Origin of the sequence: Neobacillus soli NBRC 102451 (assembly GCF_001591665.1) — a bacterium.
GTDB classification, from domain to species: Bacteria; Bacillota; Bacilli; order Bacillales; family Cytobacillaceae; genus Neobacillus; species Neobacillus soli.
This window is the reverse complement of record NZ_BCVI01000006.1, coordinates 134300-147171: the sequence shown is the minus strand read 5'-3', so window position 1 is coordinate 147171 and position 12872 is coordinate 134300. Positions and strand designations below refer to the sequence as shown.

General features: G+C 39.5%; 13 protein-coding genes. 2 read left to right on the top strand and 11 right to left on the bottom strand.

Going from position 1 to position 12872, the window contains the following annotated elements:
- Positions 1 to 55 precede the first annotated feature (55 nt).
- On the bottom strand, positions 56 to 1204 hold the full coding sequence (gene ftsZ / locus BSO02S_RS03225) for a cell division protein FtsZ (RefSeq protein ID WP_066062338.1): 1149 nt from the start codon (positions 1202 to 1204) through the stop codon (positions 56 to 58).
- Between the two features lie 321 nt (positions 1205 to 1525).
- Positions 1526 to 2716 (bottom strand): MalY/PatB family protein, encoded by a 1191-nt coding sequence (locus BSO02S_RS03220; protein ID WP_066062335.1) that lies wholly within the window; start codon positions 2714 to 2716, stop codon positions 1526 to 1528.
- A 250-nt stretch (positions 2717 to 2966) separates the two neighbouring features.
- Between BSO02S_RS03220 and BSO02S_RS03215 the strand changes: the two genes are divergently transcribed.
- Both BSO02S_RS03215 and BSO02S_RS03210 read left to right on the top strand, forming a co-directional pair.
- Positions 2967 to 3941 (top strand): 2-hydroxyacid dehydrogenase, encoded by a 975-nt coding sequence (locus tag BSO02S_RS03215; protein WP_066062332.1) that lies wholly within the window; start codon positions 2967 to 2969, stop codon positions 3939 to 3941.
- A 137-nt stretch (positions 3942 to 4078) separates the two neighbouring features.
- Positions 4079 to 4912, top strand: a complete 834-nt coding sequence (locus BSO02S_RS03210) for an MBL fold metallo-hydrolase (protein WP_066062329.1) — start codon at positions 4079 to 4081, stop codon at positions 4910 to 4912.
- Here BSO02S_RS03210 and BSO02S_RS03205 read toward each other — a convergent pair.
- The 9 genes from BSO02S_RS03205 to BSO02S_RS03165 all read right to left on the bottom strand — a co-directional run bounded on the left by BSO02S_RS03205 (position 4901) and on the right by BSO02S_RS03165 (position 12813).
- The gene (locus BSO02S_RS03205; RefSeq protein ID WP_066062326.1) at positions 4901 to 5575 is read right to left on the bottom strand and encodes an NUDIX hydrolase; all 675 of its coding nucleotides are present in this window, start codon (positions 5573 to 5575) and stop codon (positions 4901 to 4903) included. The two genes, BSO02S_RS03210 and BSO02S_RS03205, sit on opposite strands and share 12 nt — an antisense overlap.
- 158 nt (positions 5576 to 5733) lie before the next feature.
- Positions 5734 to 6651, bottom strand: a complete 918-nt coding sequence (locus BSO02S_RS03200) for a carbohydrate kinase family protein (protein ID WP_066062323.1) — start codon at positions 6649 to 6651, stop codon at positions 5734 to 5736.
- Between the two features lie 263 nt (positions 6652 to 6914).
- On the bottom strand, positions 6915 to 7589 hold the full coding sequence (locus tag BSO02S_RS03195; RefSeq protein WP_066062320.1) for a DUF1028 domain-containing protein: 675 nt from the start codon (positions 7587 to 7589) through the stop codon (positions 6915 to 6917).
- Between the two features lie 80 nt (positions 7590 to 7669).
- On the bottom strand, positions 7670 to 8122 hold the full coding sequence (locus BSO02S_RS03190; RefSeq protein ID WP_066062317.1) for a Rid family hydrolase: 453 nt from the start codon (positions 8120 to 8122) through the stop codon (positions 7670 to 7672).
- Between the two features lie 127 nt (positions 8123 to 8249).
- Positions 8250 to 8948, bottom strand: a complete 699-nt coding sequence (locus BSO02S_RS03185; protein ID WP_066062315.1) for an ABC transporter ATP-binding protein — start codon at positions 8946 to 8948, stop codon at positions 8250 to 8252.
- The gene (locus BSO02S_RS03180; RefSeq protein ID WP_066062312.1) at positions 8941 to 9735 is read right to left on the bottom strand and encodes an ABC transporter ATP-binding protein; all 795 of its coding nucleotides are present in this window, start codon (positions 9733 to 9735) and stop codon (positions 8941 to 8943) included. The genes BSO02S_RS03185 and BSO02S_RS03180 overlap by 8 nt, the downstream gene beginning before the upstream one ends.
- Positions 9725 to 10750 carry a branched-chain amino acid ABC transporter permease gene (locus BSO02S_RS03175; RefSeq protein WP_066062309.1) on the bottom strand — a complete coding sequence of 342 codons (1026 nt, stop codon included), beginning with the start codon at positions 10748 to 10750 and terminating at the stop codon, positions 9725 to 9727. The genes BSO02S_RS03180 and BSO02S_RS03175 overlap by 11 nt, the downstream gene beginning before the upstream one ends.
- A gap of 15 nt (positions 10751 to 10765) precedes the next feature.
- Positions 10766 to 11632, bottom strand: coding sequence for a branched-chain amino acid ABC transporter permease (locus tag BSO02S_RS03170; RefSeq protein WP_066062305.1), 867 nt, complete (start codon positions 11630 to 11632; stop codon positions 10766 to 10768).
- Positions 11633 to 11643: 11 nt separating this feature from the next.
- Positions 11644 to 12813, bottom strand: a complete 1170-nt coding sequence (locus BSO02S_RS03165) for an ABC transporter substrate-binding protein (protein ID WP_066062302.1) — start codon at positions 12811 to 12813, stop codon at positions 11644 to 11646.
- Between the last annotated feature and the right edge of the window lie 59 nt (positions 12814 to 12872).

Genomic DNA, 12872 nt, shown 5'->3' with positions numbered 1-12872 from the left:
GCAACCTTTCATAATTCTCCCTAAAAAAGGGATAAAGCCACAATGGAAAAATCAGTTATCTAGGCCTTTTGTTCCGATTCCGCAAGAACGTTGGGATATCCAGCGATTCTTCTGGCTCCGGGTGGTTCCTGATTATCTCTCGTTCGGGTTCTTCCCGTTTTACCTGTTCATGTCTTGACTGTTCCCGCAACTGAGATTTTGGCATTTCACCTCTTAAGGGGTTGGAAGATGGCTTATTGGATGGAATCTCTCTATCATCAAATCCTGTAGCAATAACCGTAATCATAATTTCATTTTTTAAACTTTCGTTTATTATAGAACCAAAAATCATGTTTAATTCCTTGTCAGCTGCAGAGGCGACAATTTGGGCAGCCTCTTGGACTTCATACAAACTCAAACTGCTCCCGCCTGTGATATTCATTAAAACACCTTGAGCACCGTCAATGGATGTTTCAAGTAATGGACTGGAAATGGCTTTTTTAGCGGCTTCAGCAGCACGGCCTTCACCTTTTGCTACCCCAATGCCCATTAAAGCTGTGCCTTGGTTGGACATAATCGTTTTCACATCAGCAAAATCAAGGTTGATTAGGCCTGGGACAGCAATTAAATCCGATATTCCTTGAACACCCTGGCGAAGGATATTATCAGCTTCCCTGAATGCTTCAACCATCGGTGTCTTTTTATCGACAATTTGCAGCAAACGATCATTAGGAACAATAATTAAGGTGTCAACGGCTTCCCTCATTAATTGGATTCCACTTGCAGCATTGATTGCACGTTTACGGCCTTCAAATCCGAACGGGCGTGTGACAACACCAATTGTTAAAGCGCCAAGTTTGCGGGAAATTTGTGCTATCTCGGGTGCGGCCCCTGTTCCCGTTCCACCGCCCATTCCGGCTGCAACGAAAACCATGTCTGCTCCTTTTAATACCTCCTCAAGCTGCCTTTTGCTTTCTTCCACGGCATTCCTGCCGACTTCTGGATTAGCCCCTGCTCCCAAACCTCTGGTCAAGGATGCACCAATTTGCATCTTAATCTCTGCTTTTGATAACTGAAGTGCTTGTGCATCTGTATTAACCGCAATAAACTCAACACCTTGAACCCCATCCTCAATCATTCGGTTAACAGCATTATTTCCACCGCCGCCGACACCGATTACTTTAATTTTAGCCACTTGATCTATATCCATATCAAACTCCCACATTACTGTTCCTCCTACTCCCAATTGCATTATCGCATTATTCAAAAAATTAACTGAAGAATTCTTCCATATTAAAAGATTTTCATTGTTTTAGTATTTTATAAATCGTAGATAATCATATTTTATCTTATTAATATTTTAGCAAAATAATGGGGGATTTTATATAGAAAGCTTGACACTCTTATTCAAAAATTTTAAAAAAGGATTTTTGGCTTAGTTGGTAGTAGAATACTCCAACAAGATAGGCTAAATGAACTAGCAAATTTAGGACCACTACCCATAAATGCTCTAAAAGCGAACAGTGCCAGGCACTGTTCGCTTTTTTTAAATCTGGTCTTCAAATTCTCTTGCAATTCTCTCAAATGCTTCCTTAATAATCGGTCGAGGTGATGAGATACAAATTCTTTGATAGTCTATTCCTTCTTCACCAAACATTTTTCCATCTTCAAGCAAAACATTCGCTTTATTATAAATACGGTCATGAACTTCTTCGGGCGATAGCCCAAAATTACTAAAGTCCATCCACATGATATAGGTTCCCTCAGGGATACGAACCTTTACCTTCGGCATTTTTTCCACCACGAACCTGACAACCCATTCCATGGTCTCATCGAGATATTCTTTCAATTGTTCCAACCAATCTTCCCCCTCAGTGTACACGGCGATAAGGGCAGAAACTGTAAATGGTGAGGGTAAATGCATGCCCATTTCACGATTAAATGTTTTCCTAAGCTCTGGATCCGAAATGATTACATTTGTACAATGAAGCCCTGCTACATTAAAGGTTTTATTAATGGCTGTAAAAGTAATCAACTGTTTAACATTGTTCACTGCTTTTGCAATCGGGATAAAAGTTTGATTCCGACGAATTAAATCCCCGTGAATTTCATCTGCAACGATGAGCACACCATTATCTGCACAAATAGCAGCTAATTTTCTTAACTCTTCCACAGTAAAGACTCTTCCTGCTGGATTATGCGGGTTACATAATATGAACATTTTCGTCTTTTCTTCTTTTGCCTTCGCTTCAAAATCCTCAAAATCGATATGATAATAGCCTTCACTGTTCGCTCTCAACTGGTTGTTCACGACTTGCCGTCCGTTTGCTTCAATAGCCGCTGTAAAGGGCGGATAAACGGGCCGTTGGATAATGATCCCATCACCCGGATTGGTAAACGCCTTTACGGCAATATTCAAAGCGTGAACAGTTCCTGGACTATAAATGATCTCTTCTTTCTTGATATCCCAATCATGTCTCGATTTAAACCAATGCTGGATAGCAGCAAAATACTCATCCGGAAAAATTGAATAACCAAAAATCCGATGGTCAACCGTTTTATGTAGGGCATCAATTAATGGCTGGGGTACAGGTAAATCCATATCCGCGGTAAACAAGGGGATTGTTTCATCATCATATCGTTCCGTTAGTCCAATCTCTTTAATTAACTGCCCGCCATCCCATTTTAATGAATAGGTCCCTCTCCGATTAACTATTTCATCAAAGTTATATTTCATTCGATATCCACCTTTCCATTTTAACCTACTTCCATCCTACCACTTTTTATGTCGTAATGTTTCCATACCTAGTCCTGTCCTTCAAGAAATATTCTTTGTTTTTAAAATCATTATCAGGTTTTCTGATTTTTGCTAAAAGAGTAATTTGAACTTGGTCAATTTACTCATTCATATTCTGTATTGTTGACTCCCATAAAAATTTGTGTCAACTTAAAGATAAATTGTCCAAAAGAGAGGAGAACTTTTCGCTATGAGCAGAAAAATAATTGCCTATAACTTTGCCTTACCTGAAACTCTTGAATTATTAGATGATACCTTTGAAGTAGAGTTTTTTGCAGGGATTAATCCAAAAACTGACCCTGCATTTTTAAGTGCACTAAACCAAACTGAAGGAATTGTTGGCCTAGCGCTTCCGGTGGATAAAGAACTACTAGACCGTGCACCCAATTTAAAAATTGTTTCGAATAACTCGACTGGATTTAATAACCTTTCCATTGAAGAGATGACCAAGCGAGGAGTTATGGGAACAAATACTCCCGGGGTCCTGGAGGATACCACAGCCGATGCTATCTTTGGCATTCTCCTTGCGGCTGCACGGCGCATCCCTGAGTTGGACCGTTTTGTGAAGGCTGGGAATTGGAAACAGCACTTAACGACTGAACAATATGCCATGGATGTCCATCATAAAACATTGGGGATTATCGGTATGGGGAAAATCGGTTCGCAGATCGCCAAACGCGCCCATTTAGGCTTTGATATGAATATTCTGTACCACAACCGAACCCGAAATATTGAGGCTGAGGAAAACTACAACGCTGCCTACTGTGACCTTGATACCCTGCTAAAGGAATCAGATTTTGTTTGCTTAATGACCCCGCTTACACCAGAAACTGAAAATTTAATTGGTGAACGGGAATTTGCAGTGATGAAAAAATCAGCTATTTTTGTAAATGGTTCGCGCGGAAAAACAGTGGATGAAATTGCACTTATTGAGGCATTAAGAAATAACGAGATTCATGGAGCGGCACTGGATGTATACCAAATAGAACCACTGAAAGCGGATCATCCACTTCTTCAGTTTCCTAATGTTGTGACTACCCCTCATATTGGATCGTCCACCTTTGAAACAGAACTAAAAATGGCAAAACTGGCGGTAGAAAATTTAATGGCCGGACTAAATGGTAAACGGCCAAAGAACTTGGTTAACCCTGAGGTGCTGAACTAATTTTAACGGGGCACTTTGTGTTTGCTAGAATTAATGGTTTCTTGTCCCCGTCTATTTTAGCAGGAATTTCATGTTTTCATGATGAAAATGTTAATTATGTTCTGTTGAGTGCTGTTTGAAATGAAAGGAAGATGTCAGTGGAGAAATTAAATCATTTAAAAATAATCCGTGTGCCGATTCCGACGCCAACTTTGTTGCCACATACCACAACAAATTGCTATTTAATCGGAAACAATCAGGAAAGCATCTTGGTCGATGCCGGGTATGACAAAGTAGAAACGAAAATAGAATTAGAGAGAGCAATAAGGGAAAACGATTTCGCCATCCCAAACTCTATTATTCTAACACACTCACACCCGGACCATGCCCCTGGTGTTCGTCAATTAACGGATTGGACGCCTGTTGTTTACTGCCATCATCTTGAAAAACAAGCTACACTTACCGTGATTTCACCTTGGAATGAGATATCATTTTTAAATGATAACGATAGTATAAAAGTTGCTGGGGAAGATATTAACATTATCCATGCACCAGGCCATACCTCAGGTCAGTTAAACCTTTTTATTCCATCAAAACGTGTGCTCCTAGCTGGAGATAATATCGTGGCAGAAGGCACATCCTGGATTGGTCCCCCGGATGGGGATATGACAGACTATATTCACACTTTAAATCGCCTAAAGCAACTGAAATTAACTAAAATTGGACCAGGGCATGGGGATTGGGTTTTAAATACCTATGAACATATTGATTTCGTCTTAAATCGCAGATTATATCGAGAAAACCAAATCAAATCCCTGCTCAAAGAGCATTTGCAACTAACTTCTACCCATTTAACAAAGATAATTTACGAAAAACTTCCGCATCCGAGTGTATTTGAGGTCGCCAAAAGAACAACCGAGGCACATCTTATTAAATTGATGAAAGAAGGTTCAGTGACTCAACAGGATTCCTATTATTCTCTAAAAGACTGATTTATAATCGCTCAATCGAAACTCAGGCATCATCAAAGGGCTTCCTTTTTGATAATTCAAAATCGTCGTCAACGCATGGATAGTTGGTGGTGCCAAAGAAATCTTCCCATTTTGATAGTCCAATAATGCATCGGCTGGTGAAATCCATAAGGCATCACTTATCTCATTCAAATCAGGTAGTGGGGATTGACCATTTGGGAGCTTTGTCAGAAAAAATCGGGTATCAAATCGAATCGGACTCACGTTCGGTGTGATAATTTGTCCAAAATACTCTAAGCTATCTAGCTGAAACTGAAGTCCTTCCTTTTTTACTAGTTGTATAAAGGACATTTCCCCTTTCAAAAGGAGACGGCGGTATTCCATTGCAGTTCCTGCTTCCAAATAAACATCCGCACCGTCGTCTGTCTTGCAGACTAAAACGCCCACTTCTTCAAATAGTTCTCTTGCAGCAGCAACATAATAGGCGGGATCGAAGAATTCATTACGATTAACATAGTTTATACATTCACTACTGTTGGTATAGTCATCCTTATCAACCGACCCACCGGGGAAAACATAAAATCCACCCATAAATTTCATCGTTTCAGGTCTTTTGGTCAAGTAGACCCTAGACAAATCATCTATTAACACTACCGTTGAAGCCGGTCTTGGAATATTAGTCATAAATGGTACCACCTTTTTTTCTCAGGAAATGGATGAATTCAAAAAAATTCATATCAAACTAATTAAGCGATTAACGCTGCTTCTATATATATTCCACTTTCAATCCTTAATCCCTTCCCACAATACAATCTTAGAAAAGAATAGACATGATCTGTCTGTCATTCTATTTTGATTGCTGCGGTCAAAGAACCTATCTTCGTTGTCGCATTAGCACCGACTCGATTAGCAAATTGTGTATATTCTGCTAATTGCGTGAGATCTGCCGGCTCCCCTTTTTCATGAAATCTATACAATAACGCTGCCATGAAGGCATCACCTGCCCCGGTTGTGTCAACAGCATTTACCTCAATACCAGGAACATGTGTTTTCCGACCATGTAAAACAGCATAGGCACCTTTGCTTCCAAGTGTTATAAAGAGAAATGGAATCTTCCATTGGGCTAATTCTTCTATCCCAGCATCAATTGATTTTGTTTCCGTTAGAAACAATACCTCATCCTCAGCAAGCTTGACAATATCAACATCTACTAAGAAAGATTTAACCGTTTTCCGGCATTGTTCCTCACTCTCCCAACGCTTTAGGCGCAGGTTTGTGTCAAAAGCAACCAACGTGTTAGATTCCTTAGCATACTTTAGTGCCATTTTGGTTGTCTCTTTAGCCGAGTCGTGAAAAAGTGTTCCAGATCCGAAATAAAAGATTTTTGCTTTTTCAAATAGTCCTCTGTCAAGCTGATCTTCAGAAAGAACCTCGTCAGGAGTTGGGTTTATGTAAGAGTGAAAATAGCGCTCACCGATTTCATTAAGATGAACATATACACCGCAAATCTTTTTCCTGGGAGTACGAACGCAAAATTCGGTATTAATGTTTTCTTTTCTTAATTCTTGTTCAACGAATTGGCTGATTTCATCTGTCCCTAGTTTACACAAATAATAAGATGGAACACCTAGTCTCCTGGTTCCTGCAGCCAAATTGACCGTTGCACCTCCCAGCAGCTTTTGATATTTTGTATTCGCCCTATTAGTTGAGATATAATCTACAAATGCTTCTCCCAGCGAAATAACCCCTTGCTTGATCAAGCATATTCCTCCTTAAAAACTTAAAAATACCTTGGATTTCAATTCTTCGTCCATCTCTAATTTCACTTTACCAATAATAAACGATGCCTTTCAATAAATAATTACACTTTGCAAATTTCTTGTTAAATTTAGCGCGCAAATTTAGTTTACATAATGGAATTATGGTCCTGGAAGTAAATTGAACAAAAAAAAGCTTGAGACATTGTCCTCAAGCTTTTTTGGTAAACTATCGCATTAAGATAATATGTTACTATTAAAAACCTTTACACGTCACCTTTTACCCCATATGAAGGTGCCAATTCTGGGATGACTGCCCTTACCTTATAGGCGTTTGCCTGCGGTTCGTATATTTCCCATAGTTTTTTTAAATCCTCCAGTGGGTGTTCACTATAATCCACTCTTAAATCCACATATGCGAAGGGATCATCTGTAAATACTAGAAGTCCGATTGAATGTTCCTGGTCCAACTCGCCACCCATCTGAAATCCTTTCTCTATTGACAAAATTAATCTTTCTGTCAATGGTAGCCCTTCAGTTTGTAAGAACACTTGACCCATGGCTTTGGGAATAGTAGGGTCACTAAGAAGATTTCCAATGCTTGCTACATTTTGATCACAAAATTCTCCATGGACACCTAATGCCTTACTCCCCGTGAATGCAGCTGAGTTTCCCTTAGAATCAACAACAGCCAGCTGCCGGTACTCTGAAAAAGGAGAAGCTTCCTTCATTGAGCGAATGGTTGATTCGGCATCATAGCCGTTTTCCAATACAGACAAACCAATAGTTGCTAATCTTGGATCTGTAACATTTTGTGTTAAAATAGCACCAGTTCCTGTTTTAACCCATGGGCACCTTGCCCCAACGGATGGACTGCTGGACGTAACAACGACGCCCAAGGCACCCGTGGAAGAACAACGGCCTGCTACCGAAAATGTCATTTTTCTCCCCCTTTGAATAAAATTTCCTACTTTTTACTATTTACACTTTGAAAATAGAAATAATACTCGATAAAATTACACTATTCGCTTATAACTGCCTCAACATCAATTTCCATTAACATTTCAGGCATTGCAAATCCGCTTACTAATAATCCCGTGCTACAAGGATAAACATCCTTAAAATGTTTACCAATAACCGGATATACCTTGCTGCGATCTTCACGATTCATCAAATAAACAGTAATTTTACAAATATCATTTATAGTGCCGCCTGCCTCTTCAATTAACTGCCTTACACAGCTGCATGCCATTTCCGCCTGCTCTACGACATCGCCAACGCCGTGAAAGTTCCCATCTAAGTCAAAACCTGTTTGCCCTCGTAAAAAAATCCTATTTCCTGCTCTTACTGCCATACTAAATTCATTGACAATGTGGTGCTCTGGTTTCCCCAAATGTTTAGGATAGTACTGATCTGTTTTGAACTTTCGGAATCTCTGAATTTCTACTTTTTTTGCCTCACCATGAACTGACATATTGATAATTCCTCCTATAAGTAAATTATTCCCACTTACGGAATTAGTCCTTATTTATTCCTTAATGGTAATATATAGTTTATTCTGAAAATTGTCAAGTATTCGAAAAGCCCTTTTCCAAGTTTTATTATCCAAGGTATGATCGATGAACAATCTCGCTTTCTTTCAACTCACTTTTCGATCCGTGACCTACTAAACTTCCAGCCATCAGAACATACCCGCGGCTGCAAAAATCAATGGCCATTTCTGCATTTTGATCAACCAAAAGTATAGTGGTTCCTTGAAGATGTAAATCAGATATTTTTTCATATACTTCATAAACTAGTTTAGGTGATAACCCCATAGAAGGTTCATCCAATAATAATAGTCTCGGACTCGTCATCATTGCCCGAGCAATCGCAAGCATTTGCTGCTCCCCACCCGAAAGAAGACCCGCCAATTGGTCTTTCCTCTCGCGAAGAATAGGAAAAGGCTCTGTAACCTCTTCAGCCCTTTGATGACGCTCTCTCGATGGAATAGTATAACCGCCTAAAAGCAAATTGTCCCACACAGAAAGTAATGGAAATACATGTCGTCCTTCTGGCACAAGTGTCATTCCCCGGCTAACAAGCTTAAACGTCTTTTCATTAATAATTGATCTGCCAGAAAGTTGAATATCACCGTTTTTAGGACGGAGCTCTCCGATAATTGTTTTCAAAAGGGTACTTTTACCCGCTCCATTGGAACCAATTACCGAAACTGCTTCTTTTTCTTCCACCTTTATACTGACATTGTCTAACGCACATATTTGTCCATAATATGTACTTACATTTTCGACATTAAGCATTTACTTCAGCCCTCCCCATGTAGGCTTCTATTACGGCAGGATGACTTTGAATTATTTCAGGGGGTCCTTCCACTAGCTTTTCCCCAAAATTGATAACAGTAATTTGGTTGGACAACGTATTTACAAGATGCATATCGTGGGCAATGATTAAAATAGTAATACCTTGTTTATTAACCTCTGAGAATAACTGCATAAGCTCTTTTGTTTCTTTCTGATTCATTCCCGCCGTAGGCTCATCTAATAATAATAACCGTGGATTTGTCGCCAAGGCCCTGGCAATTTCCACCCGTCTTTGATTTCCATATGATAATTTTGCCGCATACTCATGGCGCATGCCCCACAGCCCGACAAATTTCAAAATTTCTTCAATTCGTTCCTTTGCCTGACGTTCCTTGTTCCGAAAGTGTTTTGTTCGAAATACGGCCGGCAGCAGCTTGCCGCCAGTTAATAGATACGTTCCTATTAAGACTGTTTCAAATACAGTCATATCCGGAAATAAACGAATATTTTGGAAGGTTCGTGAAACCCCTTGCTCAGCAATTTTATCCGGTCTTAAAGAGGTAATATCTTGATTTACTAACTGGATTTTCCCTTGATTAGGTGTAATAACGCCCGTGATAAGGTTGAATAATGTACTTTTCCCTGCTCCATTTGGACCAATGATTGCATGGATATTGTTTTCTGAAACAGAAAATGATAGATTATTGACTGCCTTTACCCCGCCAAAAGTCCTGGAAAGATCAGTAACTGTAAGAATAGCTGAATCATTCACATGCTCACTGTTCATAACTCAACCCCTCTTTCTCCACCGCAGCTTTCTTAGCTTGTATATTTCTTTGAAGTAGACGTTTCTTCGAAATTTTGAATAAACCCATGATTCCCTTTGGGAAAAACATGATCATGATAACAATCAATAATCCATAAATCAACATCCTTAATTCCGGTGTTTCCCTTAATACCTCTGAAGAAACAGTAAGAATTGACGCTCCGATGATCGACCCTGCAATCGAGCCTTGTCCGCCAATCATGACCATTGTTAATATGGTTACGGACATTCCAAAAGCAAATGTTTCCGGGCTGACAACATGAAGAAAATGGGCATATAAGGCACCCGCAGCACCGCAGAAGGCTGCCGAAATGGTAAACATCATGACTTTTGTTTTAAACACTGGAATGCCCATTGCTTGGGCAGCAAGTTCATCCTCACGGATAGCGGTGCAGGCACGCCCAAATCCGGAATGGATGATTAACCGTGTGATTAGAATACCAAGCAGCACAAAAATTAATAATAGAGGATAATAGTCATGATATTGAATAAACGGAAATTCAAAGGAACCCAATTTAATTGTAGGCGGAGCGGGAATTCCCGATATTCCCATTGGTCCACCTGTTAAATCCGTCCAGTTTAGAAAAACAAGCCAGATGATTGTTCCAAAAGCCAGAGTCGCCATAACTAGATATTCTTCAATTAATTTCAATCCAATAAATCCAATAGCAAAACCGATTAAGGCAGTAACCGCGATGGATAAAGGGAGATTTATCCATAATGAGAAACCTAGATTTTTACCTAGTATTGCGGCTACATACGCACCAATTCCAAAGAATGCCCCATGACCAATTGAAACCTGCCCCGTATAACCAACGATTAAGTCCAGTCCTAGAGAAAGAAGAACATATATTAATATAAGATTAATAATATACATAACGTAAGGATTCGATATTCCAAGAGGTAGGAAAAATAAGGCAGCCACTGCTAAAATAAGACCGATCTTCAGGAATCCTCGATGTTTGAATTGTCCCATATCTTCTCCCCTCCTTTATACTTTTTGTTGGATAACTTTTCCGAATATTCCTTGAGGACGTACTAATAAAATAAATAACAAGATCACCATCGCTACCGCATCACGATAACCGGAGGAAATAAAGCCAGCTGCGAAGCTTTCGATAATTCCAAGTAATAACCCTGCAATCATTGCACCAGGAATATTTCCCATCCCCCCCATAACGGATGCCGTAAATCCCTTAAGTCCAGCGAATACGCCCATGGTTGGATAAACTAGAAATACTGGTCCTACCAATATACCTGCAAGGGCACCGACAGCAGAACCAATGGCAAAGGTGATAGAAATAATCTTATTAGCATTAATTCCCATTAGTTGCGTTGCATTAATATTTTGTGAGGCCGCTTGAACTGCCTTCCCCATAAGTGTTCGATTAATAAATAACTCTAATGCAATCATGACAACAATGGTAAGAATAATGATAAATATATAATGCTGATTAATCATCATATCTCCAATTGCTATATTTTTAGAGAGAAATGGCGATGTTAATCTCTCGGGTGTTGCTCCCCAAATATATTGAGCTAAATTTTGGAGTACAATAGAAATCCCAATAGCTGCAATAAGTAAATTTAATTTCGGTGCACTCCGCATCCTCATGTACACCATTTTCTCCATTAAATAACCAAGCAAAGCCCCGGCACATACACCACCAATGTAGGCTAACCAGATTGGTGTATCTAATAATAGAAGATAAAGGGACACGAATGCCCCTCCCATATATACTTCACCATGTGCAAAGTTGATAAAACGGAGCACATTCCATACCATTGTGTAACCAATCGCCATTAACGCGTAAATGCTGCCTAGGACAATTCCATTTATTAACTGATCAACAAACACAAATAATCACCCTATTCCGATTCTTTAATTACCACGAAGTCACCCTTTTGCACCTGCATTATCATCGGTGTATTGGAACGATCACCGTTTTTATCGAACTTAATAGGTCCTGTAATTCCGTTATATTGGATATTCGCTAGAGCATCGCGAGCCTTTTCGGCTTCGCCCCCGCCTTCTGTCAATGCCTTAGCTAGAGCCATGGCCGCATCATAGGCAATGGCAGTATTGGCTTGGGCTGGAATATTATTTTCTTTAGCTAATTTTTTAAATTCATTCATCTCTTCTGTGTCTGCATTTAAATCAATCATCGATGCAAATATATGATTCTCAACGGCATCTCCACCTAAAGTGATAAGCTGTTTTGAATACATCGAATCATCGGGCGAGAAGAACTGTACATTTAAACCTGCTTGTCTTGCTTGCTGCTCAATTAAGGCAACTTCATTGTATAGACCGACAACCATTACTGCATCCGCATTCAGTGTTTTAATTTTTGATAATTGCGCAGAAAAGTTTTTATCACCAGGGTTATATTTTTCTGCAGTAATAAATTCTACACCTAGCTCTTTTGTGGATTCCTTAGCAGCATCATACATGGTGATACCATAATCAGTATTTTCAAATAGAGCGGCAATTTTCTTTACCTTTTTCTCTTCAGACATATATCTCATTACGGCAGGAACATAGACAGAACCAGTTAGGATGACCCGAAACAGGTATTTGTTATTCTGTTTTGATAGTTCAGGACTTGCACCCATATTTAAATGAAGTACTTTTGCTGGTCCAGAAACCTCCTGTGCTGCCAATGTTGGTGATGAATTATATCCTCCAATAATGGCCTTTACCCCATTATTCATAATCATTTTATTTACTACCGCAACCGCTTCTGAAGGGGTTGCTTTATCATCCCCAACAATCAACTTAAGCTTTTTCCCATTTATTCCGCCATCACTATTAATCTTCTTAAAAGCTAGTTCCACACCATTTTTCATATCTTGTCCATACTGGGCGTTATCACCAGTCATCGGTGCTTGTAAGCCTACCTTAATGGTGTCGCCACCCTCGGAAGCGGAACTTCCATTTCCCGATGAAGTATTCGTTGCCGAACACCCAACTAACAATATTGCGAGAACCATAAACATAACCATTTTCTTCCCGATTAATTTTGTGGAATTTGCCAATTTAAGTCCTCCTCTTTCTATTTGCAATTTTGGAAATCTCTATAACTTCAAATCTCCTA

Coding starts and splice junctions, on each gene's coding strand:
- ftsZ (WP_066062338.1), bottom strand. CDS start 1,204: ATGTGGGAGTTTGATATGGATATAGATCAAGTGGCTAAAATTAAAGTA.
- BSO02S_RS03220 (WP_066062335.1), bottom strand. CDS start 2,716: ATGAAATATAACTTTGATGAAATAGTTAATCGGAGAGGGACCTATTCA.
- BSO02S_RS03215 (WP_066062332.1), top strand. CDS start 2,967: ATGAGCAGAAAAATAATTGCCTATAACTTTGCCTTACCTGAAACTCTT.
- BSO02S_RS03205 (WP_066062326.1), bottom strand. CDS start 5,575: ATGACTAATATTCCAAGACCGGCTTCAACGGTAGTGTTAATAGATGAT.
- BSO02S_RS03195 (WP_066062320.1), bottom strand. CDS start 7,589: ATGACATTTTCGGTAGCAGGCCGTTGTTCTTCCACGGGTGCCTTGGGC.
- BSO02S_RS03190 (WP_066062317.1), bottom strand. CDS start 8,122: ATGTCAGTTCATGGTGAGGCAAAAAAAGTAGAAATTCAGAGATTCCGA.
- BSO02S_RS03185 (WP_066062315.1), bottom strand. CDS start 8,948: ATGCTTAATGTCGAAAATGTAAGTACATATTATGGACAAATATGTGCG.
- BSO02S_RS03180 (WP_066062312.1), bottom strand. CDS start 9,735: ATGAACAGTGAGCATGTGAATGATTCAGCTATTCTTACAGTTACTGAT.
- BSO02S_RS03175 (WP_066062309.1), bottom strand. CDS start 10,750: ATGGGACAATTCAAACATCGAGGATTCCTGAAGATCGGTCTTATTTTA.